At 70.5% G+C, this 23,094-nt stretch carries 21 protein-coding genes; 9 read left to right on the top strand and 12 right to left on the bottom strand.

What is annotated here, in order from left to right; all coding sequences use genetic code 11:
- Position 1 precedes the first annotated feature (1 nt).
- Both ACWENQ_RS30140 and ACWENQ_RS30135 read left to right on the top strand, forming a co-directional pair.
- A complete protein-coding gene (locus ACWENQ_RS30140; RefSeq protein WP_449919863.1) occupies positions 2-823 on the top strand; it encodes a class II fructose-bisphosphate aldolase in 822 nt (273 codons plus the stop codon).
- 32 nt (positions 824-855) lie between these two features.
- Positions 856-1,560 carry a hypothetical protein gene (locus ACWENQ_RS30135; protein ID WP_452417225.1) on the top strand — a complete coding sequence of 235 codons (705 nt, stop codon included), beginning with the start codon at positions 856-858 and terminating at the stop codon, positions 1,558-1,560.
- A gap of 122 nt (positions 1,561-1,682) precedes the next feature.
- On the opposite strand, the gene ACWENQ_RS30130 is transcribed toward ACWENQ_RS30135, so the two are convergent.
- A complete protein-coding gene (locus tag ACWENQ_RS30130) occupies positions 1,683-2,462 on the bottom strand; it encodes a phosphotransferase family protein (protein ID WP_452417223.1) in 780 nt (259 codons plus the stop codon).
- A gap of 56 nt (positions 2,463-2,518) precedes the next feature.
- On the bottom strand, positions 2,519-3,091 hold the full coding sequence (locus ACWENQ_RS30125; protein WP_449919856.1) for a TetR/AcrR family transcriptional regulator: 573 nt from the start codon (positions 3,089-3,091) through the stop codon (positions 2,519-2,521).
- A gap of 72 nt (positions 3,092-3,163) precedes the next feature.
- Here ACWENQ_RS30125 and ACWENQ_RS30120 point away from each other — a divergent pair, with 72 nt between their 5' ends.
- On the top strand, positions 3,164-3,733 hold the full coding sequence (locus ACWENQ_RS30120; protein WP_452417221.1) for a dihydrofolate reductase family protein: 570 nt from the start codon (positions 3,164-3,166) through the stop codon (positions 3,731-3,733).
- Between the two features lie 123 nt (positions 3,734-3,856).
- Here the strand turns inward: ACWENQ_RS30120 and ACWENQ_RS30115 are convergent, their stop codons facing one another.
- Together ACWENQ_RS30115 and guaB are read right to left on the bottom strand one after the other, a co-directional pair.
- Entirely contained in the window at positions 3,857-4,975 is a 1,119-nt protein-coding gene (locus ACWENQ_RS30115) for a GuaB3 family IMP dehydrogenase-related protein (protein WP_449919853.1), read from the bottom strand.
- Positions 4,976-4,984: 9 nt separating this feature from the next.
- A complete protein-coding gene (gene guaB, locus ACWENQ_RS30110; RefSeq protein WP_449919850.1) occupies positions 4,985-6,469 on the bottom strand; it encodes an IMP dehydrogenase in 1,485 nt (494 codons plus the stop codon).
- Between the two features lie 419 nt (positions 6,470-6,888).
- Here guaB and ACWENQ_RS30105 point away from each other — a divergent pair, with 419 nt between their 5' ends.
- Together ACWENQ_RS30105 and ACWENQ_RS30100 are read left to right on the top strand one after the other, a co-directional pair.
- On the top strand, positions 6,889-7,899 hold the full coding sequence (locus ACWENQ_RS30105; protein WP_452417220.1) for a helix-turn-helix domain-containing protein: 1,011 nt from the start codon (positions 6,889-6,891) through the stop codon (positions 7,897-7,899).
- Positions 7,900-7,927: 28 nt separating this feature from the next.
- On the top strand, positions 7,928-8,305 hold the full coding sequence (locus tag ACWENQ_RS30100) for a DUF5319 domain-containing protein (RefSeq protein WP_354906407.1): 378 nt from the start codon (positions 7,928-7,930) through the stop codon (positions 8,303-8,305).
- Here ACWENQ_RS30100 and ACWENQ_RS30095 read toward each other — a convergent pair.
- The 4 genes from ACWENQ_RS30095 to groES all read right to left on the bottom strand — a co-directional run bounded on the left by ACWENQ_RS30095 (position 8,266) and on the right by groES (position 11,810).
- Positions 8,266-8,415, bottom strand: a complete 150-nt coding sequence (locus ACWENQ_RS30095) for a hypothetical protein (protein ID WP_452417218.1) — start codon at positions 8,413-8,415, stop codon at positions 8,266-8,268. The genes ACWENQ_RS30100 and ACWENQ_RS30095 overlap by 40 nt on opposite strands.
- On the bottom strand, positions 8,412-9,050 hold the full coding sequence (locus ACWENQ_RS30090) for a sigma-70 family RNA polymerase sigma factor (protein WP_354906501.1): 639 nt from the start codon (positions 9,048-9,050) through the stop codon (positions 8,412-8,414). Before ACWENQ_RS30090 ends, ACWENQ_RS30095 begins: the two co-directional genes overlap by 4 nt.
- A gap of 674 nt (positions 9,051-9,724) precedes the next feature.
- Complete coding sequence (gene groL, locus ACWENQ_RS30085; RefSeq protein ID WP_449919847.1) at positions 9,725-11,347, bottom strand: chaperonin GroEL; 1,623 nt, start codon at positions 11,345-11,347, stop codon at positions 9,725-9,727.
- Between the two features lie 151 nt (positions 11,348-11,498).
- The gene (gene groES, locus ACWENQ_RS30080) at positions 11,499-11,810 is read right to left on the bottom strand and encodes a co-chaperone GroES (protein WP_148036826.1); all 312 of its coding nucleotides are present in this window, start codon (positions 11,808-11,810) and stop codon (positions 11,499-11,501) included.
- A 283-nt stretch (positions 11,811-12,093) separates the two neighbouring features.
- On the opposite strand from groES, the gene ACWENQ_RS30075 reads away from it, so the two are divergent.
- The 3 genes from ACWENQ_RS30075 to ACWENQ_RS30065 all read left to right on the top strand — a co-directional run bounded on the left by ACWENQ_RS30075 (position 12,094) and on the right by ACWENQ_RS30065 (position 15,843).
- The gene (locus ACWENQ_RS30075; protein ID WP_452417343.1) at positions 12,094-12,717 is read left to right on the top strand and encodes a Uma2 family endonuclease; all 624 of its coding nucleotides are present in this window, start codon (positions 12,094-12,096) and stop codon (positions 12,715-12,717) included.
- An 11-nt stretch (positions 12,718-12,728) separates the two neighbouring features.
- Entirely contained in the window at positions 12,729-14,114 is a 1,386-nt protein-coding gene (locus ACWENQ_RS30070) for a class I SAM-dependent methyltransferase (protein ID WP_452417217.1), read from the top strand.
- A gap of 148 nt (positions 14,115-14,262) precedes the next feature.
- Positions 14,263-15,843, top strand: coding sequence for a hypothetical protein (locus tag ACWENQ_RS30065; RefSeq protein ID WP_449919842.1), 1,581 nt, complete (start codon positions 14,263-14,265; stop codon positions 15,841-15,843).
- 19 nt (positions 15,844-15,862) lie between these two features.
- Here ACWENQ_RS30065 and ACWENQ_RS30060 read toward each other — a convergent pair whose 3' ends face one another.
- Genes ACWENQ_RS30060 through ACWENQ_RS30045 form a run of 4 tightly spaced genes read right to left on the bottom strand, consistent with a single transcriptional unit; the run spans position 15,863 to position 21,924 of the window.
- Positions 15,863-18,874, bottom strand: coding sequence for an alpha-mannosidase (locus ACWENQ_RS30060; RefSeq protein ID WP_452417215.1), 3,012 nt, complete (start codon positions 18,872-18,874; stop codon positions 15,863-15,865).
- 27 nt (positions 18,875-18,901) lie between these two features.
- Positions 18,902-19,768, bottom strand: coding sequence for a carbohydrate ABC transporter permease (locus tag ACWENQ_RS30055; protein ID WP_449919837.1), 867 nt, complete (start codon positions 19,766-19,768; stop codon positions 18,902-18,904).
- Between the two features lies 1 nt (position 19,769).
- Positions 19,770-20,642 carry a carbohydrate ABC transporter permease gene (locus ACWENQ_RS30050; protein ID WP_354906415.1) on the bottom strand — a complete coding sequence of 291 codons (873 nt, stop codon included), beginning with the start codon at positions 20,640-20,642 and terminating at the stop codon, positions 19,770-19,772.
- A 4-nt stretch (positions 20,643-20,646) separates the two neighbouring features.
- Complete coding sequence (locus ACWENQ_RS30045) at positions 20,647-21,924, bottom strand: ABC transporter substrate-binding protein (RefSeq protein ID WP_452417214.1); 1,278 nt, start codon at positions 21,922-21,924, stop codon at positions 20,647-20,649.
- A gap of 100 nt (positions 21,925-22,024) precedes the next feature.
- Here ACWENQ_RS30045 and ACWENQ_RS30040 point away from each other — a divergent pair, with 100 nt between their 5' ends.
- Positions 22,025-23,056: a LacI family DNA-binding transcriptional regulator gene (locus ACWENQ_RS30040; protein ID WP_452417213.1), complete on the top strand. Its 1,032-nt coding sequence runs from the start codon at positions 22,025-22,027 to the stop codon at positions 23,054-23,056.
- The last annotated feature ends 38 nt before the right edge of the window (positions 23,057-23,094 follow it).

Genomic DNA, 23,094 nt, shown 5'->3' with positions numbered 1-23,094 from the left:
CATGCCTCTCGTCGGCATCGCAGAGATCGTCAACAGCGCGAAGGCTGGCGTCGGCGCGTTCAACGTGATCCAGCTGGAGCACGCGACCGCGATCGTCGCGGGCGCCGAGGCCGCGGGCGCGCCGGTGGTCCTGCAGATCAGCGAGAACGCCGTCCGCTACCACGGCGCGCTCGAACCCGTCGCCCTCGCCGCGCTCGCCGTAGCCAGGCGCGCGGCCGTGCCCGTCGCCGTCCATCTCGACCACGCCACCGACAGGGCGCTGGTCGAGGAGGCCGTCGCGCTCGGCATCGGCTCGGTCATGTTCGACGCCTCCGCGCTGCCCGACGAGGAGAACGTCGCCGCCACGGCCCAGGTCGTCGCCCACTGCCACGCCCACGGCGTGTGGGTGGAGGCCGAGCTCGGCGAGGTCGGCGGCAAGGACGGCGTCCACGCGCCCGGCGTGCGCACCAAGCCGCACGAGGCGGTCGACTACGTCGCCCGCACCGGCGTCGACGCCCTCGCCGTCGCCGTCGGCACCTCCCACGCGATGACGACCAAGGACGCCGTGCTCGACCTGGCGCTGATCGCCGAACTGCACGCCGCGGTGCCTGTGCCGCTGGTCCTGCACGGCTCGTCGGGGGTGTCCGACGAGAACCTGCGCGACGCCGTACGGCACGGCATGAAGAAGATCAACATCGCCACGCACCTCAACAAGGCCTTCACCGGGGCAGTCCGCGACTACCTGGCCCGCGATCCCCAGGTCGTCGACTCCCGCAAGTACCTCAAGGCGGCCCGGGACGCGGTCGCCCGCGAGGTCACCCACCTGCTCGGCGTCCTGTCCTGAACCGGGAGCGCGCCGCATCCGTGTGAGTGGGCATGCGCCTGCTCGCCGTTCTCGCCCTCGTCGCCGCCTTCCTGCTGGCCCCTGCAGGTACGGCATGCGCCTGCAGCTGCGCCTCCCTGACCCCGAAGGAGGCGGTGAAGGACTCGGCCGCGGTGTTCACCGGAACGGTGCAGGCCGTCCGCCGGATGCCCGGGTCGCTGTCCGGTCCCCCGCCGCCCTTCGTGGTCACGTTCGCGGTCGACCAGGTCTACAAGGGCGGACGCGCGGCGACGGTCGAGGTGGCGACCAACGCCGACTCGGCCGCGTGCGGCTACGACTTCGCCAAGGGTGCCCGGTATCTGGTGTTCGCGTCGCCGGTGGCGGATGACGGCGGGATGTTCCCGACGCATCCCGGCACGTCGCTGTCCTCGTCGCTGTGCTCGGGGAACGTGAAGCTCGAAGCGGGCCGCAGCGGACCGCTGCGGCGGGGTGACGAGGCCGGCTCGCCGGACGACTTCGGGCGGTCCGTCACCACGGAGATGCTCGCCGCCCTCGGCACCCCGGCCCCGCCCGTCATGAGCTCTCCGGTCGCCCAGGCCGCCTCGCCGGGGGCCGCGGGTGAGCACGCGAGCGTCCCGGCCGCCGGCTCCTCCCCCGGCGGCCCGCCCTGGGGGCTGATCGGAGGCGCCGTCGCGGCGACCGTCCTGATGGTGGGGCTGGCGGTGGGGCTGGCCCGGCTCCTGGCCAGGCGGCGCTGAGGCACGCCCGCCGTCCAGGGTCCGGCACCTCGCGGCCCGCCTCGCGGAGGGTCAGGCGGCGGTCAGCCGCCGTCCAGCGGTCCGGCACCTCGCGGCCCGTCTCGCGGAGGGTCAGGCGGCGGTCAGCCGCCGTCCAGCGCCCGCAGCACCCGCTCGACCTGCTTCGCGAACGTCCCCGGCGGGTTGCGCGGCCCCTCCCCCGACAGCAGGAACAGCCACGTCAGCGCCTGCAGCCTGCGGCACTCCCGCACCCTCGCCGCCTCGTCGCGGTCGAGTTCGACCCTGGCCAGCACGTCCACCTCGCCGTCGACCCACGCCGACACGTGTTCGGCGAGCTCGGCCAGCTCGTAGGCCCGGTCCGAGCGGCCCGAGTCCTCGAAGTCGACCACCCGCACGCGGACGCCGTCCCACAGGAAGTTGGACAGGTTGCCGTCACCCGCCCCGAACGCCGGACGCACGCCGGCCGTACCCGGGCGCCATCCCTCCAGCCACCTGGCGCCCTCCCGCACCGCCAGATCGGCGCGCGTGCCCCGCGGCCGCCACGCGGCGCACCACGCGCGCACCTGCGCGGCGAGCTGTTCGACCTGCCACGGCCGTTCGGGCAGGTCCCGCAGCACCCGCGCGGGCACCGCCGCGTGCAACCGGCCGAGCGTCGCCGCCAGCTCCGCCAGCGGCGCGGCCCCGGATGGCACGCCGCGCACCGGTGTCCCGTCCACCCTGGACATGACCACCACGCCGGGCTCGAAGGCGATGGGCGCCGGCGCCAGCCCTGGCGCGTGCTCGCCGAGCAGGGTGAGCGCGCGCCACTCGCGCTCGTCCGCGCCCGTCTTCCCGTCGACGTAGCGTTTGGTGACCACGTCGCCGTCGAAGGTCACCTCGTGCGTGTGCTGGAGATCGGCCATCACGGTGCGCCTGGGGGTGAGGCAGTCATAGCGGAGCAGTCTAGGCGCCGTCGTTCTCAGCCGAGGATCAGTCGCTCGGCCGCCCGGGCCACGAGTTCGTCGGCCTCCTCCTCGGAGAAGACGTCCGGCAGCGTCAGCCGCTCCACGATCAGCCAGTTCAGCGCGAGATAGAGCAGTTTCACCGCCGTCGCGTCGCCGGGCAGCCCCGACCCCAGGTGGATGCGCACGTTCCCCTCCACGTCGGCGCGGATCCGCTCGGTCAGGACGGCCCGCAGTTCGGGCCTGCGTGTCGCCTCCAGCCGCAGCTCCAGCAGCGCCAGGTACCCGGTGGAATAAGCGCTGATCCTGGCCACCATCTCCCTGAGCAGCTCGACGACCCTGTCCTTGTCACGCGGGCCGGTCAGGGCGAGCGTCATGGTCGTCTCGTCGGGCTCCAGCCGCTCGTAGATCCGCCCTCCCGCCTGGGTGAGCAGGTCGTCACGGCTGGAGAAGTAGTTGGACGCGGTCCCCGGCGGCACCGCCGCCTGGGCGTCGACCGCCCTGAACGTCAGACCCCTGGCGCCCTCGCGGGCCAGCACCTCGATGGCCGCGTCGACGAGGGCCGCCCGCCGCTCCGGATTCCTGCGCACTTGACACCACTCCAGATGTAGTACTACGTTCTAACCACTTCATTCAGAGTACTACAAACGGAGTTGCTACTTATGCGAAAGCTCGTGTACTACGTGGGCGTCTCGATCGATGGCTACATCGCGGGCCCCGGCGGCGAATGGGACTTCTACCCGGTGAGCGACGACATGGCGGCCTCGATGAACACCGAGCTGCCGGAGGTCGTGCCGGCGCACGTCCGCGCGATGATCGGCCTCGACGCTCCCGCGCGCCGCTTCGACACGGTCGTCATGGGGCGCGGCACCTACCTGCCGGGCCTGAACGCCGGCATGACCAGCCCCTACACCCCGCTGCGGCACCACGTCGTGTCCACCACGCTGCCCGACAGCACCGACCCCCTGGTCGAGATCGTCAGGAGCGAGCCGCTGGAGCTGGTGCGGCGGCTCAAGAAGGAGGACGGCATGGACATCTACCTGTGCGGCGGCGGCAAGCTCGCGGCCGCCGTCCTGCCGGAGATCGACGAACTGATCATCAAGCACTACCCGGTGGTCGCGGGCGACGGGATCCCCGCCTTCGCCGGCGGGTTCCGGCCCACCCGGTTCGCGCCCACGCAGAGCAGGACGTTCAGCAACGGCGCCACGGTCACGTGGTACGCCAGGGCATGAGGACGTCCACCGGCAGGCCGGACGGCGGGCCACGGCGTACCCGCCGACCCGACCGCACCCCGAGCCGGAGACGCCGGAGACCCGCACCCCCGGACGGGGCGCGGGTCTCCTCAGGTCAGGACGTCAGCGCTGGATCGGCGCGACGACCACCTCGACCCGCTGGAACTCCTTGATGTCGGAGTAGCCGGTCGAGGCCATCGTGCGCTTCAGCGCACCCATCAGGTTCATCGACCCGTCGGCCACGGTGGACGGCCCGTGCAGGATCTGCTCCAGCGTGCCCACCGTCCCGAACTGCACCCTGCGCCCGCGCGGCAGGTCGGGGTGGTGCGCCTCGGAACCCCAGTGGAACCCGTGACCGGGAGCCTCCGTCGCCCGCGCGAGCGGCGAGCCCACCATCACCGCGTCGGCCCCGCAGGCGATCGCCTTGGCGATGTCGCCCGAGGTGCCCATGCCGCCGTCGGCGATCACGTGCACGTAGCGGCCACCTGACTCGTCGAGGTAGTCGCGCCGCGCCGCCGCCACGTCGGAGATCGCCGTGGCCATCGGGACGGCGACGCCGAGCACGTTGCGCGTGGTGTGGGAGGCGCCGCCGCCGAAGCCGACCAGCACGCCCGCCGCGCCCGTGCGCATCAGGTGCAGGGCCGCGGTGTAGGTGGCGCACCCGCCCACGATCACCGGCACGTCGAGCTCGTAGATGAACTGCTTGAGGTTCAGCGGCTCGGCCTTGCTCGAGACGTGCTCGGCCGAGACCGTCGTGCCGCGGATCACGAAGATGTCGACGCCCGCGTCGATGACCGTCTTGTGGAACTGCACGGTGCGCTGCGGCGACAGGCGGACCGCGGTGGTCACGCCGGCGTCGCGGATCTCCCGGATCCTGCGCCCGACCAGCTCCTCCTTGATCGGCGCCGTGTAGATCTCCTGGAGCCTGCGCGTGGCCGCCTCGGCGTCGAGCTCGGCGCACTCCTCCAGCAGCGGGCTCGGGTCCTCGTAGCGGGTCCACAGGCCCTCAAGGTCGAGCGGCGCGAGGCCGCCCAGCTTGCCGATCATGATCGCCGTGGCGGGCGAGACGACGCTGTCCATCGGCGCGACCACCACGGGCAGCTCGAACCGGTAGGCGTCGATCTGCCAGGCGATCGAGACCTCCTCCGGGTCGCGCGTGCGCCGCGAGGGCACCAGGCCGATCTCGTCGAGCGCGTAGGCACGGCGGCCGGTCTTGCCGCGGCCGATCTCCACCTGAGTCATCAAAAACAGTTACCTTCTGTGATAGTTCGGGGCTTCGACCGTCATCTGGATGTCGTGCGGGTGGCTCTCCTTGAGACCTGCGGAAGTGATCGGCATGAGCCGGCTGCGCTCGTGCATCTCGTCGATCGTGCGGCACCCGGCGTACCACATGCCCTGGTGGAGACCGCCGACGAGCTGGTAGGTGACCGCCGAGACCGGCCCGCGGTAGGGGACCTGGCCCTCGATGCCCTCGGGGATGTACTTGTCCTCGGAGCCGACCGTGTCCTGGCCGTAGCGGTCCTTGCTGAAGGAGGTGCCGCCGCGCTCGCGGTTGCGGACCGCGCCGAGCGAACCCATCCCCCGGTAGGACTTGAACTGCTTGCCGTTGATGAAGATCAGATCGCCGGGCGACTCCTCGCAGCCGGCGAGCAGGGAGCCGAGCATGACGGTGTCGGCGCCGGCCGCGATGGCCTTGACGATGTCTCCCGAGTACTGCAGGCCGCCGTCGCCGATCAGCGGGACGCCCGCGGGGCCGCAGGCCAGCGACGCCTCGTGGATGGCGGTGATCTGCGGCGCGCCGACGCCCGCCACCACCCGGGTGGTGCAGATCGAGCCGGGGCCCACACCCACCTTGACCGCGTCGGCGCCGGCGTCGATGAGCAGCTGCGCGCCCGCGCGGGTGGCGATGTTGCCGCCGATGACGTCGATGCCGTGGCTGTTGGCCTTGACCTTGGCGATCATGTCGCCGACGCCCTTGGAGTCGCCGTGGGCGGTGTCGACGATGATCACGTCGATGCCCGCGTCGATGAGGGCCTGGGCGCGCTTCTCGGCGTCGCCCGCCACGCCGATGGCCGCGCCGACGACCAGGCGGCCGTCGGCGTCCTTGGTCGACAGCGGGTACTGCTCGCTCTTGGTGAAGTCCTTGATGGTGATGAGGCCGCGCAGCCTGCCCTGGGCATCGACCAGCGGCAGCTTCTCGATCTTGTTGGCCTTCAGCAGCGCGAACGCCTCGTCGCGCGACACCCCGACCGGCGCGGTGACCAGCGGCATCGGGGTCATGACCTCGCGCACGGTCCGGCTCTGGTCGCTCTCGTAACGCATGTCACGGTTGGTGACGATGCCGACCAGCACGCCGTCGGCGTCGGTCACGGGGGCACCGGAGATGCGGTAGTTGGCGCACAGCCGCTCGACGTCGGCGAGGGTGTCGTCGGGCGAGCAGGTCACCGGATTGGTGACCATGCCGGCCTCGGAGCGCTTGACCAGGTCGGCCTGCTGAGCCTGCTCCTCGATGGACAGGTTGCGGTGGAGGATGCCGATGCCGCCCTGGCGGGCCATCGCCACGGCCATGCGCGCCTCGGTCACGGTGTCCATCGCGGCCGAGACCAGCGGGATGGACAGCGTGATGCCGCGCGAGAGCCGGGTTGCCGTGTTGGCATCGCCCGGCTGCATGTCCGAATAAGCGGGAACGAGCAACACGTCATCGAACGTGAGCCCCGTCTCTGTGAACTTGGACATGCCGTGACCCCTCCAGCTGCCATTCATGCTTGTGACAGCCAGTTTAGTGGGTAGGCCCAAAAGGATCAGGGTGGGGATGGAGGACGATGACCCCCACGGTCCGTCGTCCTCCACGCATCGTGAAGTGCCGGAGAACCGGGGCGGTCGGTGATCCGCCCCGGTTCTCCGGCCACCGGCAGCCTCGGACGAGGCGCGGAATGCCACCGGACCCCCCTCCGTGTCCAGGTGGCGGCGCTGTTCGTCCTGCTGGTGCCGACGCTGGGTTAATGCTGCGTTACGCGATGGCACATCGCAATGTGAAAACGTGCAATTGCACGAAGTTGCACGTGGCGCGAAGCAGTCGGCGCAAGGGCGGGACACGGCCCTGCGACCGGGTTATCCTCGCGGCACGCCCGTGTCCCCCCTACGGAGCACCGCACATGCGCAACCACTCCAGCACCACGTCGGACCCTCTCGAGACCCTCGGCCTCGATCCGGGGCAAACCGCGCTCTACACGGCGGTGCTGAGACTGCACCGGGCCACGGTGACCGAGCTCGCCGCGGCCATGGACGGCCCCGCCGACGCCGTCGGCAGGCAGCTCGACGACCTCGTCCGGCTGGGCGTCGTCGACGAGCAGTCGGGCCACTACCTCGCCCGCCACCCGGCCGGCGCCCTCGGCAGGCTCATCGCCCAGCGCCTCGACCTGCTGGCGGAGGAGAGCCGCCGCATCGACTCCGCCCTGTCGTCCATCCGCCACCTGATCCGCGACTACGACGCCGGCCGCGACTACCAGAGCGGGCCCTTTCCCGTCGAGCTGGTCAGCGGCGCCGACATCCTCTACGAGAGCGTGGTCGGCATGGCCGTCCAGGCGCCGCCGATGGACCTGCTCACCGCCATCCCCGACGAGCGCACCATGCTCGACTTCGCCCGCAAGTTCGCCGACCCGTGGGTCGACGCCCAGCAGCGCGAGCTGCTGTCGCTGCGCGCGGTCATCCCGGTCTCGACGCTCACGCTGCCGGGCGTGCGCGACCAGCTGACCCGCTTACTGGCCAGCGGAGGCCAGGTCCGCACGCTCGACCGGGTGCCGAGCTGGTTCATGACCGCGGGGCCCGGGGTGGCGGGGCTGCCCGCCACGTGGGGCGGCAACCTGCCCGACCACGCCTACAACTTCTACGTCGTCCGGGCGCCGATCGTGGTGGGGGTGCTGCACTCGCTGTTCGAGGAGCTGTGGGCGCGGGCCGTACCACTGCCCTGGGGACGCAAGGGCGACGGCATGGTGCAGGTGCTGCGGCTGGCCGCGCAGGGCATGTGCGACGACTCCATCGCGCGCCATCTCGGGGTGTCCGTCCGCACCGTCCGCGCCAGGTTCGCCGACGCCATAGCCGAGCTGGGCGCCCAGTCACGTTTTCACGCGGGCGTGGAGGCCGCGCGACGAGGATGGCTCACCTGAAGGACCCCATCGGTCTTATGGTGGGAAGGTGTTGGAAGATGTGCCACCGGACCCGTTCGCGGACGACCCGAACGATCCCAGCTCGGCCCTGGGCGATCTCGACGACGCCGAGCCGCTGACCGCTGCCGAGCGCGACGAGGCCATCACCGACCTGGCCGACGTCGAGGTCTTCCGCTCCCTGCTGGAGCCGCAGGGAGTGCTGGGCCTGGTCCTCGACTGCCCAGAATGCTCCGAACAGCACTTCTTCGACTGGGACCTGCTGCGCGGCAATCTCCGCCAGATGATCGAGAACGGCCAGCCGCAGGTGCACGAGCCGGCCTTCCATCCGGACCCGTCCGACTACGTCAGCTGGGAGTACGCCAGAGGCTACGTCGACGGCGTCATCGACACCGAAGAGCGACGCTGACCGACGTCCTCCAGCAGCGCCGCGAGCAGCGCGGCGGCCGGATCACCGACGGGCGGCGGCTCGCCCCGTGACAACGCGTCGAGGAGCGCGTCGCTTTCTTCTTCGGTCAAGCGATCGACTCCAGCTCGGCCATCTGCCGGAGCCTGGCCAGCGCCCGATGCTGGGCGACCCTCACCGCACCTGGTGTCATGCCGAGTACATTACCTGTCTCCTCGGCCGACAGCCCCGACACCACCCGCAACAGCAGCAGCTCGCGCTGGTTGTCCGGCAGCCGCGACAGCAGCCTGCGGGCGTGCTCCACCTCGATGTAGCGGACGACCGTCTCCTCCGGCCCCGGCCCCTCGTCGGGCCCGTCGGGCAGATCCTGCGTCGGTACGGCGGAGCGCACCGAACTGCGCAGCGCGTCGGCCACCTTGTGGGAGGCGATCCCGAACACGAAGGAGGCGAACGGCCGGCCCATGTCACGGTAGCGGGGCAGCGCGGACAGCACGGCGATGCAGACTTCCTGCGCCACGTCATCGGCGATGTGATATTGCCCGGAAACCCTCCCCAGTCGCGCACGGCAATAGCGCACCACCATGGGACGGAGCTCCCCGAGCAGAGATTCGATCGCGGTGCGATCCCCCTGGACGGCGAGGCTCGTCAGTTCCCGAAGGTCGGACTCGTCCGCTCGTGCCGGAAGTCTCGACGCAAGCCTTACCCCAATTTTGGCGTCGGCGACGCTTCCCTCGCTCACGTTAGGCATGATGCCCGCACTGATCGTGCCTGTCGTCATAGCGAACGGCTACGGATTGGTCACATTGAAGCGACGATAACGCGGCGTAATCGGTCCGCCACACTAAGGGTTTGGGTGTGTGACGATATTTCAGGCCATTAGCTGAAATGCAGGAAACACGTCAGGCGGGGGGACGCTTTACGAACGTGTTCGGTTTACCGCGAAATAGTTTCCTTTCCGGACAACTTCGCACTCGCCCACCCATCGCCTTTCCGCGAACTCTCCGTCACCACCCCACCGCCGAAACCGCATGACCACCCACCTGCGAGGACGGGTCGTTGCGGCGGGCGTTCCCGCCTCGGCGTGGCCCCTTCCGCCTTCTGTGCGCGGTTCAGGACGTCGGTTCAGGGGGCGTGACGTAACGGCGGCCCGCCCCGTCCCGCTGGAGTGGCGTGGCAGGACGGACCCCGGCCCGTGCCCACGGTGGACGTGGGGGGCTTGCCGTACGGGGACCGTCACCCCGGAGCGGCCCTCGCACAAGGACCGCCTTGCCGTACGGGAGACTGCCACCCCGGAGCGGCCCTCACCGTGCGGCAAGGGACTGCCGCCCCGGGGGCGTCACGTCGCCTGGCAGGGGCGGATCGTCCCAGGAATGCGAAAGGTCCGCGCCCCGGGACGGGACGCGGACCTCAGGTCGACGCAGGTCAGTGGCCGTGGCCGTGACCGTGGCCGTGACCACCGGCGGCCGGGGCCTCCTCCTCGGGCTTGTCCACCACGAGAGCCTCGGTCGTGAGCAACATGCCCGCGATGGACGCGGCGTTCTGGACGGCCGAGCGCGTCACCTTCACGGGGTCGATGACGCCCTGCGCCACCAGGTCGCCGTACTCGCCGGTCGCGGCGTTGAGGCCGTGACCCGCGGACATCTCGGAGACCTTGTGGGTGACGACGTAGCCCTCGAGACCGGCGTTCTCGGCGATCCAGCGGGCCGGCTCGATCAGCGCGCGGCGGACGACGCCCACACCGGTCGCCTCGTCGCCGGACAGACCGAGGTCGTCCAGGTCCTTGGAGACGTGGATGAGCGCGGAGCCACCGCCGGAGACGATGCCCTCCTCGATCGCGGCGCGGGTCGCGGAGATCGCGTCCTCGAGGCGGTGCTTCTTCTCCTTGAGCTCCACCTCGGTGGCCGCGCCGACGCGCAGCACGCAGACGCCGCCGGACAGCTTCGCGAGGCGCTCCTGGAGCTTCTCACGGTCCCAGTCGGAGTCGGACTGCTCGATGGCGAGCTTGATCTCCTTGACGCGGTCCTCGATCGCCTGCGCGTCACCGGCACCGTCCACGATCGTGGTGGCGTCCTTGGTGACGACGACACGGCGGGCGGTGCCGAGCACCTCGAGGCCGACCTGGTCGAGCTTGAGGCCGATCTCCTCGCTGACGACCTGGCCGGCGGTCAGGATCGCGATGTCCTGCAGCATGGCCTTGCGGCGGTCACCGAAGCCGGGGGCCTTGACGGCCACCGAGGTGAAGGTGCCGCGGATCTTGTTGGTCACCAGGACGGCCAGGGCCTCGCCCTCGACGTCCTCGGCGATGACCAGCAGCGCCTTCTTGGTCTGGGCGACCTTCTCCAGCAGCGGCAGGAAGTCGGCGATCGAAGCGATCTTGCCCTGGTGGATCAGGATGTACGGGTCCTCGAGGACCGCTTCCATGCGCTCGGGGTCGGTGACCATGTAGGCCGACAGGTAGCCCTTGTCGAACTGCAGGCCCTCGGTGAACTCGAGCTCCATGCCCATGGCGTTGGACTCTTCGACGGTGATGACACCGTCCTTGCCCACCTTGTCGAACGCCTCGGCGATCAGCTCGCCGATCTTGGCGTCCTGAGCGGAGATCGTCGCGACATTGGCGATCTCCTTCTTGTCCTCGACAGGGCGCGCGGAGGCCAGCAGCTTGTCGCTGACGGCCTTGGCGGCCTGGTCGATGCCGCGCTTGAGCGACAGCGGGGAAGCGCCCGCGGCCACGTTGCGCAGGCCCTCGCGGACCATCGCCTGGGCGAGGACGGTCGCCGTGGTGGTGCCGTCACCGGCGATGTCGTTGGTCTTGGTCGCCACTTCCTTGGCGAGCTGGGCGCCGAGGTTCTCGTACGGCGCCTCGAGCTCGACCTCGCGAGCGATGGTGACGCCGTCGTTGGTGATGGTCGGCGCCCCGAACTTCTTGTCGATGACCACGTTGCGGCCGCGCGGGCCCAGGGTCACCTTCACTGCGTCCGCGAGGGCGTTGACGCCGCGCTCAAGCGCGCGCCGCGCGTCCTCTTCGAACTCCAGGATCTTCGGCATGGGAAAAGTCCTCTCAGCGTCCCATCCGGAGACGTACGAGGGCCGCCGTCGCCTGCCTCAGCCGACGCGTCGGGCAGATGGCGGTCCATCAGGCACGTCCGTTGGCGGTGAAAGCCCCGGGCACTTGGCGGGCCCGGGGCTTTCTCACGGCTTACTTCTCGATGATGGCGAGAACGTCACGGGCGGAGAGCACGAGGTACTCCTCGCCGCCGTACTTGACCTCCGTGCCGCCGTACTTGCTGTAGAGGACGATGTCGCCCTCGCTGACGTCGAGCGGGATGCGCTTCTCGCCGTCCTCGTCCCAGTTGCCCGGGCCCACCGCGAGGACCTTGCCCTCCTGCGGCTTCTCCTTGGCGGTGTCCGGGATGACCAGGCCGGAAGCGGTGGTCTGCTCGGCCTCAAGCGGCTGGACCACAATGCGGTCGCCGAGCGGCTTAACGGGAACCTTAGTGGCGGTCGTCACGATCGGACCTCCCCTTCAGATTTGGATGATCTAGAAGAGGCGACCAGCTGGGCCTGCCGTCGCGGGTGTCAGACCTGCCTCGTCGCACGTTGGCACTCTCAAGGGGAGAGTGCCAACACGAAACAGTATGCAAGCAGGCCTTGCCCGTCAACACGAACCGCTCTGCTCAGCTCAGAGCGATACTCGGGCGCCGGAAAACTCCCCTCCCGGACGACACGGAGCCGCGAAAGGGGGAACACTGGACCACGTGACGACCAGAAACGGCGGTGACGACGACGCTACGATGCGTGACGTGACCAGCACGATGGATGACGTGCGCCACGTCCTCGCCAACTGGCCGTTGCCACCGGAGGGCGGGTGGACGGCCGACGACCTGGACCTGCTCCCCGAGGACGGGCCCCATGGCGAACCGGATCTCTTCAAGCATGTCGAACTCGTCGATGGAGCCCTCCTCCTCATGTCCCCCCAGAGACGCTTCCACGATCTCGTCATTCGCCGCCTCGCCGCGGCTCTCGAAGGCCAGGCCCCTCTGGACCGCGGAATCGCGGCCCAGATGGACGTCACCATCGCGCCCCGCCAGCGCCCCTGCCCCGATCTCGTCGTGATCGACGCCTCCGTCGCGGCCGACCTGGACCGCACGGCCTACACACCCCGTGAGGTCCACCTGGTGGTGGAGGTGGTCTCGCCGGAGTCGGAGCATCGTGACAACCACGTCAAGCCCGGCATCTACGCCGCGGCCGGCATCGAGCACTTCTGGATCGTGAAGGACGAGAACAGCAAGCCCGTCATCCACACCTACGAGCTCGACGAGGTCGTCGGCGCCTACGTCGCCACCGGCATCCACCGCGACCGGCTCGCCGTCTCCGTCCCCTTCCCCATCGACATCACGCTCGACGCCCTGCACTAACGTCGTATGGCGTGGACCACGACGCCTTCCTCGCACTCCTGACACCTCGCGGCCAGAAGGCCCTCGCCGAGGCCGTCGAACTGGCGAGCGGGGACCCCGTCGTGGCCGCGACCAGGCTGCGCAGGACCTACGACGCCGCCCTCACCTCCGCCGCCCTCACCCAGGCGAAGCTGCGGGAGCGGGGCAGGGCGAAGTTCGGCGACGACGCGGCGCTGATGTACTTCACTCCGCACGGGGTCGAGCAGGCCACCCGCCGCGAGGTCGCCGAGCACCGTGCCCGCCGGATCGCCCTCCTCACCGCCAGGCCCGCCGCTCCCGCGTCTCCGCACGAGATCCCCACCACGCCCCAGGGGGCACCACCCCGGCCCGGCTCGCGCCTGCGGGTGGTCGACGTCTGCAGCGGCATCGGCGGCGACCTCGTCGCGCTGGCGCGCGCCGGCTGCGAGGTGGACGCCGTCGACACCGACCCCCTGACCGTCTCCGTCGCGCTGGCCAACGCCGACGCGCTGGGGCTGTCCGACAGGGTCACGGTCCGTACGGCTGACGCCGCCTCCGTGGACCCGGCCGCCTACGACGTCCTGTTCGCCGATCCCGCCCGCCGTACCGCGAAGGGGCGGACCTTCGACCCGAACGCCTACTCCCCCACCTGGCCGGTCATCCTCGACCTGCTCGAGCGGGCACCGGCGGCGTGCCTGAAGGTGGCGCCGGGGATCCCCTACGAGTTCGTCCCGCCGGGCGCCGAGGCCGAGTGGGTCTCGTTCAAGGGCGAGGTCAAGGAGGCCGCCATCTGGACGGGCGCCCTGTCCGGCATGGCCGTGGACGCGGGCCAGGCAGCGACATCCGTGGGTCAAGCGGGGACGGACGCGGGCCAGGCGGGGACGGACGCGGGTGGGCGGGCCGTACCCCGAGCCCGGATCGGCGAGGCGGCGGCGGGCGCCGCGGAGTTCGGCAGGAGGGCCACGTTGCTGCCCGAGGGCGGCACGCTCACCCCCACGGGCGCGCAGGCCCCCGTCGGCCCGGTGGGGCGCTACGTCTACGAGCCGGACGGCGCCGCCATCCGCGCGCATCTGGTCGCCGAGGTGGCCGCCATGGTCAACGGGCGCCTGGCCGACCCGTTGATCGCCTACATCACCGGTGACGATCTCGTCGACACCGTCTGGGCGTCCAGGTACGAGGTGAATGAAGTGATGCCGTTCTCGGTGAAAAAACTGAGAGCCGCACTTCGCGCGCGCAATGTCGGAAACGTGACCATCAAGAAACGCGCCTCGGCGGTCGACATCGAACGGTTGCGCAGTGATTTGCGACTGTCCGGAAACATATCCGCGGTGGTCATTCTGACCCGAATCTCCGACCGCCCTTCCGTGCTTATCTGCACCCCTCCCGAACTGGGTAAATGACAAATCAGGGCGATACATCGACAATCACGATCTTTTAAAGTCGACACCGAAAGATCTTGATCGAGCTACTAAGGTGGCCGGGCGAGAGTTCACCCCTAACGATTACCCACCGCTGCGCGGCAGACGTCGGCGAGTGAAGGAGCTTTCGGTGGATCACTCCAACCACACCACCCTTCTCCAGGCAGGCAGCCAGACCGCCATCTCCGACAGGATGCGCGAGCTGCTCGCGCGGGCCGCGCAGGACCACGTCTACGAGCAGCGCACGCAGGGCGCGGTGCTCGACGAGATCCGCCAGCGCCTTGAGGGCATGGAGTGGCTGCTGCGGGAGGTCCGCGAGCGCGAGCTCGGCGGGCTGACCGGCACGCTCGAGACCGTGAGCGGCCGCCTCGACGACATCACCACCAGGCCGCCGTCCTGGGCTGAGGGCCTGGCCCAGCACGTGGAGGCGGTACGCGACCACGTCGACGCCGTCGGCGAGCAGGTGGGCGGCATCGAGGCCCGGGTCGAGTCCGTCGGCGAGCGGGTCAAGCCGGTGGCGGAACTGCCCAGCCTGTGGGCCGACATCAGCACCGTCAGCGAGACCCTCGACGAGGCGCTCAAGCGGATCGAGTCGGTCATCGCCAGCACCGACGGCATCGCCAAGCGCCTCGGCGACTTCGCCGGCAAGCTCGGCCAGCTCAGCGCCAGCATGGACGCCGCCGCCAACCGTTTCACCCGCCTCGACAAGTCGATGGCCGAGCTCACCAGCCGCACCGACCGCATCGAGAGCGGCGTGAAGGGCCTGCCGGAGATGGTCGAGACGAAGCTCAAGGCGGTCGACGGGTCGCTGGCCGCCTCCACCGAGCTGCTCTCGGCCGCCATCGAGGAGGTCGGCGCCAGGGTCGACGCCACCGAGACCCGCCTGACGGGCCGCCTCGACGGTGTCGACAGCAGGATCGACCGGGCCGACGGCCGGCTCATCGCCGTCGACAACCGGCTGACCACCGTCGACGGGCGCATCGAGACCGCCGACGAGTGCCTGGCCGACATCGACACCCGCCTGTCCGGCGTCGACGCCCGTCTGGGCGGGCTCGACTCCCGCCTGTCCGGCGTCGACCAGCGCCTGGGCGCGCTCGACGGCCACCTGGGCCGCCACGACGACCGCTTCGACGGGCTCGACGGGCGGGTCGACGGCCGGTTCACCACGCTCGACGAGCGCATGGCCGGCGCGGCCAACCACCTCGCCGAGACCGCCACCCGCACCGAGGGCCGGTTCAACGACCTCGACTCCCACCTCGACACGCTCGACGAGCGGCTGGCCGAGGTCGAGGAGCGCGTCGTCGGTCGCTTCGACGGCATCGACGCCACGCTCACCGGCATGTCCAGCGCCGCCGAGAAGGCCGGCGAGCACCTGGAGGCCATCGACGACCGGGTGGAGGCGGTCAACCAGCGGGTGGGCCAGCTGCCCGTCACGCTCGGCATCGGCGAGCGGGTCGGCGAGTTGCTCGACAGCCAGACGACGGAGCACGTCAAGCGCCTGGAGGCGATCGACGAGCGGCTGACCACCGCGGCCGCCGCCCTCACCGACGCCGTCGCGGCCAGGCCCGACCGGGCCGAGCTCGCCGAGAGCGTCTCGGGCATCGTCGAGCCCGCCACGAGCGACCTGACCAAGCGGCTGGGCGCGCTGGAGGAGACCATGCTCGCGCTGGCCGAGGCACTCCTGCGGCCCAGCCGCAACCCCAAGGACTAGACGATCGAGCCCACGGGCCCTACCGGCTCAGTCGCAGGGTGACCAGTTCGAACGGCCGCAGCGTCAGGGGCACCGCGCCCCCTTCGTGCTGCCGTTCCGCGAGAGGCCGCTCCAGCAGGTCCGTCGCCGTGACGCCGGTGACAGGGAAGCCCGCGGTCAGCGTCGCCCGCGCCCTGCCGCCGCGCGCCTCGTGGAAGCGCACGATCACGTCGCCGCTCCCGTCGTCGGCCAGCTTGACGGCGGTCACGACGACCGCGTCGTCGTCGATCGCGACCAGCGGCGCCACCTCGGCGTCGCCGGGGACCGTCCGTTCGGGCAGGTTGACGAAGTAGCCCTCGCGCACCGCGTCGCCGATCGTCGCGCCGGGCACGAGCGCGTGACGGAACCGGTGCACGCCCTGGTCGGTCTCGGGGTCGGGGAAGCGCGGCGCGCGCAGCAGCGAGACCCTGAGGGTGGTGGTCGTGCCGGAGTCGGCGGCGCGCACCGTGCGGGTCACGTCGTGGCCGTAGGTGGAGTCGTTGACCACGGCCACTCCCCAGCCGGGCTCCTCCAGGTGGACGAAGCGGTGGTTGCACGCCTCGAACTTGGCCGCCTCCCAGCTCGTGTTGGTGTGGGTGGCGCGGTAGGCGTGGCCGTACTGGCTCTCGGAGGCGTAGCGCTCGGCGTGCACGTCCAGCGGGAAGGCCAGCTTGAGGAACTTCTCGGTCTCGTGCCAGTCGACCTCGGTGTGGATGTCGAGCCGCCTGGCGCCGGACGGCAGGCTGAGCACCTGCCGCACCGTCGACCGGCCGAACGAGCGGGCCACCTCGACCGAGCCGGGAGCGGCGCCCGGCGCCACCTCGTCGGCGTCGACCAGGTCGGTGACGGTGTTGCGGTAGAACTCGTCCACGTCCCAGGCGTCCCACATGTTGGGGAAGTCGGGGTGGATCTGCAGCAGGTTCGCCGCATGGCCCGGCGCGACGGTCTCCCGTCCGGCGGTCAGGTCGTAGACCGAGCGGACCAGGCCCCGCTCGTCGATCTCGACGCGGAGCAGGCCGTTGTCGAGGACGTATCCGCCCGCGTCCCGGGGGCGCAGGACGGTGTCGGCGCCGGTGAGGGGGGTGCCGGCGGCACCGGCCGCGACGCCGCGGCGGGCGTGCGGGGCGGAGTTGAACAGCAGCGACGTGCCCGCGGCGGGGTCGCCGGCCAGGGCGCGCTGGGCGGCGTCGATGATCGCCTCCAGCTCGGCGGCGACCTGCGCGTAGGTCCGCTCGGCCTCGCGGTGCACCCAGGCGATGGACGAGCCGGGCAGGATGTCGTGGAACTGGTGCAGCAGCACCGTCTTCCAGATGCGGTCGAGCTGCTCGTAGGGGTAGGGGTGCCCGGTCCTGACCGCGGCGGTGGCGGCCCACAGCTCGGCCTCGCGCAGCAGCGACTCGCTGCGCCGGTTGCCCTGCTTGGTCTTGGCCTGGCTGGTGAGCGTGGCGCGGTGCAGTTCGAGGTAGAGCTCGCCGACCCAGACGGGCGGGTTGGGATACTCGGCCTCGGCCTTGGCGAAGAACTCGGCGGGCGTCTCCCAGGTGACGGTGGCCGAGCCCTCCAGGTCACGCATCCTGGCCGCCTTGGCGACCATCTCGCGGGTGGTGCCGCCGCCGCCGTCGCCCCAGCCGGTGGGGGCGAGGGAGTGCCGCGCGACGCCCTTGTCCTTGAAGTTGCGCGCCGCGTGGGCGATCTCGCTGCCCTTCATCGAGCAGTTGTAGGTGTCGACGGGCGGGAAGTGGGTGAAGATCCGGGTGCCGTCGATGCCCTCCCACAGGAAGGTGTGGTGCGGGAAGGTGTTGGTCTGGCTCCACGAGATCTTCTGGGTGAGCAGCCGCTTCGACCCGGCGGCCTTGATGATCTGGGGCAGGCCCGCCGCGAAGCCGAACGTGTCGGGCAGCCACACCTCGTCGTTCTCGATGCCGAACTCGTCGAGGAAGAACCGCTTGCCGTGCACGAACTGCCGGGCCATGGCCTCCGAGCCCGGCATGTTGGTGTCGGACTCCACCCACATGCCGCCCGTCGGGACGAACCTCCCGGCCGCCACGGCCTTGGTCACCTTGGCCCAGACCTCGGGCCGGTGCTCCTTCACCCAGGCCCACTGCTGCGCCTGCGACATGGCGAAGACGAAGGCGGGCTCGTCCTCCAGCAGCGCGGTCATGTTGGAGGTCGTCCTGGCCACCTTGCGGACGGTCTCGCGCAGCGGCCACAGCCAGGCCGAATCGATGTGCGCGTGGCCGACGGCACTGATCCGGTGCGCGGACGGCGCCGCCGGCGTGGCCAGCACGCCGGCCAGCTGCTCGCGCGCCGCGGCCGCGGTGCCGTTCACGTCCTGCAGGTCGACCGCGTCGAGCGCCTTCTCCACGGCGCGCAGGATCTCCCAGCGGCGGGCGCCCTCGACCGGCAGCTCCCGCATCAGCTCGCCCAGCACCTCGAGGTCCATCACGAGCTGCCACACGGTCTCGTCGAAGACGGCCAGGTCCATCCGGGCCAGCCGGTACTGCGGGTCGGTGCCGGCCGTCTCCTTGTCGCCGAGCGTGGTCGGCAGGAACGGGTGGTAGTCGAGGATGACGGGGTTGGCGGCGGCCTCGATGTGCAGCCGCACCTCCTCGCCGCCCTCGACCGGCGCGCCGATGCGCACCCACTGGTTACGCGGGTTGAGCCCCTTCACCGGGGTGCCGTCGGGGCGGTAGACGAGGCCCTCGCACTGGAAGCCGGGCATGTTCTCGTCGAAGCCGAGGTCGAGCACGGCTTCGACGCTTCTGCCCGCCCAGGCGGCGGGCACCGTGCCGGTGACGGTGAACCAGCTGGTGCCCCACGGCGCACCCCACTGGTCGCCGACCGCGACGGGCTCCGGTACGGCCGACAGTCCCTCGGCGACGGGCACCGGCTCGCCGGGCGCGTGCCAGACGGCCACGTCGAGCGGCACCGACTCCGGGTAGACCGCAGGGCGGATGCGCTCGTCGAGGACGCGCTTGAGACGGGCTTCGACCAGATTGCGGTCGTCATGCATCGGGGGACTCCCTGGTGATGTGGACGGTCAACCCTTGATCGCGCCTTCCTCCACGCCTCTGAAGAAGAAGCGCTGGAGTGCCGCGAACACGATGACGATCGGCAGGAAGGAGATCATCGTGCCGGCCGCGATGAGCCGGGGGTTGGCGCTGAATGTGCCGTTGAGGTACTGCAGGCCGACGGTCAGGGTGTAGTTCTCGGGGTCGGTCAGGACGATGAGCGGCCACAGGAAGTCGTCCCACGCGCCGATGAAGGCGAAGATCGTGATGACGCTGAGCATGCCGCGCACGTTCGGCAGGCCGATGTGGCGCAGCCGCTGCCAGGCGGTCGCGCCGTCGATGATGGCCGCCTCGTCCATTTCCGGGGGGATCGACTGGAACGCGGTCCGCATCAGGAGCACGTTGAGCATCCCGATGGCGCCGGGCAGCGCGACGCCGAGAAGGGTGTCGGCCAGGCCGAGGCCGCGCACGGTGACGTACTGGGAGACGATCGTCACCTCGCCGGGCAGCACGAGCGTGGCCAGGAACAGGCCCAGCAGCAGCTTCGCGCCCCGGAAGCGGAGCTTGGCCAGGGCGTACCCGGCGATGGTGGCGCCGACGGCGTTGCCCATCACCACGATGGCGGCCACGATCAGCGAGTTGACGGCGTAGGACCAGACGGGGATCGTGTCGGCGACCTGGGCGTAGTTGTCGAGCGTGGGCTGCTCGGGCAGGAAGCTCGGCGTCTGGGTGTAGATGTCCTCCTGCAGGCTCTTGAGCGAGGTGGACAGCTGCCACAGGAACGGGGAGACGGTGAGCGCCAGCACGAGCAGGAGCAGCGCGTAGCGCAGCACCTTCTCGCCCACGCCGATCGAGTTGAAGCCGCCGCGCCGTGCGGTCTTGGCGTGCGCCGCCACGTCAGGCCGCCTTCCTGTTGAGCCGCAGGAGCAGGAGCATCGGCCCGATGGTGATGAGGAGCAGGACGATGCTGAGCGCGGAGGCGTAGCCGAGGTGGCCGGTGAAGCCACGGCTGTAGAGCTGGATGAGCATGACCACCGACATGTCCCGCCCGCCGGGCCCGCCGGTGCCGTTGGAGAGCACGTACAGCTCCGAGAACACGCGTAGCGCGGAGACCGAGACGAGCACGGAGACCAGCAGCATCGTGTTGCGCACGCCGGGCACGGTGACGCTCCAGAACCGGCGCACCGGGCCGGCGCCGTCGACCGCTGCGGCCTCGTGGAGCTCGCGCCTGACGTTCCCGAGGGCCGAGAGATAGATGATCATGTAGTAGCCGAGCCCCTTCCAGACGGTCAGGCTGATCGCGCTGAACAGCAGCAGCCAGCGGTCGGTCAGGAACGGGACCGGCGCGGCGACGACGCCGAGCCACTGCGCGAAGCCGTTCACCAGGCCCCGGTCGTCCAGCACCCAGCCCCAGATCAGCGCCACGACGACGGCCGAGGCGACCACGGGGGTGTAGAAGGCGGTGCGGAAGAACATGATGCCGGGCAGCTTCTTCTCCACCAGGATCGCGATCAGCAGCGGCAGCATGGTGAGCAGCGGCAGGCAGACCAGCATGAACACGATGCTGTTGAGCAGCGCGTCGGCGAGCTGGTCGTCGTCCAGCACCCGTGCGAAGTTCTCCAGGCCGGTGAAGCGCCCGCCGCCCAGCGGCTTGGCGTTGGTGAACGCCAGGACCACCGTGTTGATCGACGGCCAGACGTTGAACACGAACAGCCAGAGCGCGGCGGGTGCCACCAGCAGCCACGGCGTGAACCAGCGGCGATGGGTCATCGGATCAGTTCTTGAGGAGCTCGTTGCACTTGGCCACAGCGGCGTCGAGGGCCTCCTTGGAGGCGGTCTCACCGCTGATCGCGAGCGCGAACTGCTGCCGGATGAACTTGCTCATCGCCTCGGTGACCTCGACCGGCTGGAGCAGCTTGGCCTGCGCGAGCGAGGTGAACGCGATGACCTTGGCGTCGCCGGCGTTGGTGCCGTCGCTCTTGCTGAAGAACGGGTCGCCGGCCGACGCCTTGGTGCTCGGGAAGATGCTCACCAGGTGGGCGAAGGCGGCCTGGTTCTCCGGGCTGGTCACCCAGCGGGCCAGCGCGATCGCCGCGGGCGCGTTCTTGGTCTGCTTGGCGACCGACAGGCCCTGCACGTACAGCGGCGGCGTGCCCATCACCGTCGAGGACACCACCTTGGGCGCCAGCGACGGGTTGTCGGTGGCCAGGCTGGTGATGTAGTTGCCGCCGCCGGTGGTCCAGGCCGCGGTCTTCTCGCTGAAGAGCTTGGCGTTGCCCGCGTAGGTGTCGGTCAGGATGTCGCGCGGCAGCAGGCCCTCCTTGAAGGCGTCGCGGTACTTGTCGAGCACCGCGACGGCCTCCGGCGTGTTGAAGACGAAGCTCTTGCCGTCGTCGGCCATCAGCTTCACGCCGGCGTTGGCCAGGTCGCCGAGCTCGGGCCTGCGGCTCATCAGGTAGACCTTGCCGCCGGACTTCTCCTTGACGGTCCTGGCCTGGGCGACGAGCTCGTCGAAGGTGGTCGGCGGCCGCTTCGGGTCCAGGCCGTACTGGGTCATGAGCTCGGAGTTCCAGTAGTTGACGTCGGTGTTGAGGTACCACGGGTACCCGTACGTGCCCTGGACCCCGGCGTACTTGTAGGCGTCGAGACCGCCGGCGACGTACTCGTCGGCCAGCTTCTGGTCCACCTGGGAGACGTCGAGCAGCATGCCCTGCTTCACCAGCGGGAGCGCGAAGTCCGGCGGCAGGTTGGTCACGTCGGGGAGGGTGCCGCTGGCGGCCTGGCTCAGCACCTTGTCGGCGTAGCCCTCGCCGGGCTGGTCGAGCCACTCGACCTCGACGCCCGGGTACTTCTTCTCGAAGGCGTCGATGACGCCCTGCACGTAATCGGTGAACTTGGGCTTCAGCGCCCACGTCTGCAGGCTGACCTTGCCCTTCACCTCCCCCGTCGCCCCCGCGCTCGGCGCGGCCGCCTCCGGCCCCGCCTCGCCCAGCCCACAGCCCCCGGCTACCATCGTGGCCACGACGGCCAGCCCTGCCCAGTACCTTCGCATGACGCTCTCCTTCGGGGACTAAACCGCTCTAGTTGCGGGACTATCCCCCTGGCTAGACTCCTGTGTCAATAGCTGAGATGAACTCGTGAAGGAGCCAGTCGTGGGCCGTCCGACGATCGCCGACATCGCGAAGCGGGTCGGGGTGTCCAAGGGCGCGGTGTCGTTCGCGCTCAACGGGCGCCCCGGCGTCGGGGAGGCGACCAGGGCCCGCATCCTCCAGGTGGCCAAGGAGATGAACTGGCGTCCGCACAGCGCCGCCAGGGCTCTCGGCGGCGCCAGGGCCGAGGCGGTCGGCCTGGTGATCGCCAGGCCGGCCAGCACGCTGGGCGTGGAGCCGTTCTTCGCTCAGCTCCTGTCGGGCCTGCAGGCGGGGCTGTCGGCGCAGTCCGTGGCGACACACTTGATGATCGTCGAGGACGTCGCGGCCGAGATGGAGATCTACCGCGACTGGGCCTCCGCGCACCGGGTCGACGGGTTCATCGTGGTCGACCTGAAGGTCAGCGACCCCAGGATCGGCGCGCTCGAGGAGCTCGGCGTGCCCACCGTGGTGCTCGGCGGTCCCGGCCGGCACGGCTCCCTGTCCAGCGTCTGGGCCGACGACAGGGAGGCGATGGTGTCGGTCGTCGAGTACCTGGCCGCGCTCGGCCATCGGCACATCGCCCACGTCGCCGGCCTGCCCGCCTTCCGGCACACCCAGCGCCGCATCCGCGCGCTGCGCGACTCCACCCGGCGGCTGGAACTGGCCGAGGCGGTGTCGCTGGCGACCGACTTCAGCGACGCCGAGGGCGCGGCGGCGACCAGGGCGCTGCTGTCACGTTCCCGCAGGCCGTCCGCGATCGTCTACGACAGCGACGTGATGGCCCTGGCGGGCCTGGGCGTGGCCGGCGAGATGGGCGTACGGGTCCCGGACGAGCTGTCGATCGTGGCCTTCGACGACTCGGTGCTGACGCGCATCGCGCACCCGGCCATCACCGCGCTCTCGCGCGACACCTTCGCCCTCGGCGGCCAGGTGGCCGAGGTCATGCTGGCGGTGATCGCCGACCCCGAGGCGCGGCAGGACCTCAGGACGCCCACCCCGCGGCTGGTCGTCAGGGGCAGCACGTCGGCGCCAGGGGCTTGGCAGAGCGACTAAATCGGTTTAGGGTCCCGGGGAGATCGACTCACGTTCGG

This window comes from Nonomuraea sp. NPDC004354, assembly GCF_053602555.1.
This window is presented reverse-complemented; position numbering and strand designations above follow the sequence as displayed.

Coding starts and splice junctions, on each gene's coding strand:
- ACWENQ_RS30140 (WP_449919863.1), top strand. CDS start 2: ATGCCTCTCGTCGGCATCGCAGAGATCGTCAACAGCGCGAAGGCTGGC.
- ACWENQ_RS30135 (WP_452417225.1), top strand. CDS start 856: ATGCGCCTGCTCGCCGTTCTCGCCCTCGTCGCCGCCTTCCTGCTGGCC.
- ACWENQ_RS30130 (WP_452417223.1), bottom strand. CDS start 2,462: ATGGCCGATCTCCAGCACACGCACGAGGTGACCTTCGACGGCGACGTG.
- ACWENQ_RS30120 (WP_452417221.1), top strand. CDS start 3,164: ATGCGAAAGCTCGTGTACTACGTGGGCGTCTCGATCGATGGCTACATC.
- ACWENQ_RS30115 (WP_449919853.1), bottom strand. CDS start 4,975: ATGACTCAGGTGGAGATCGGCCGCGGCAAGACCGGCCGCCGTGCCTAC.
- guaB (WP_449919850.1), bottom strand. CDS start 6,469: ATGTCCAAGTTCACAGAGACGGGGCTCACGTTCGATGACGTGTTGCTC.
- ACWENQ_RS30105 (WP_452417220.1), top strand. CDS start 6,889: ATGCGCAACCACTCCAGCACCACGTCGGACCCTCTCGAGACCCTCGGC.
- ACWENQ_RS30090 (WP_354906501.1), bottom strand. CDS start 9,050: ATGCCTAACGTGAGCGAGGGAAGCGTCGCCGACGCCAAAATTGGGGTA.
- groL (WP_449919847.1), bottom strand. CDS start 11,347: ATGCCGAAGATCCTGGAGTTCGAAGAGGACGCGCGGCGCGCGCTTGAG.
- ACWENQ_RS30075 (WP_452417343.1), top strand. CDS start 12,094: ATGCGTGACGTGACCAGCACGATGGATGACGTGCGCCACGTCCTCGCC.
- ACWENQ_RS30060 (WP_452417215.1), bottom strand. CDS start 18,874: ATGCATGACGACCGCAATCTGGTCGAAGCCCGTCTCAAGCGCGTCCTC.
- ACWENQ_RS30050 (WP_354906415.1), bottom strand. CDS start 20,642: ATGACCCATCGCCGCTGGTTCACGCCGTGGCTGCTGGTGGCACCCGCC.
- ACWENQ_RS30045 (WP_452417214.1), bottom strand. CDS start 21,924: ATGCGAAGGTACTGGGCAGGGCTGGCCGTCGTGGCCACGATGGTAGCC.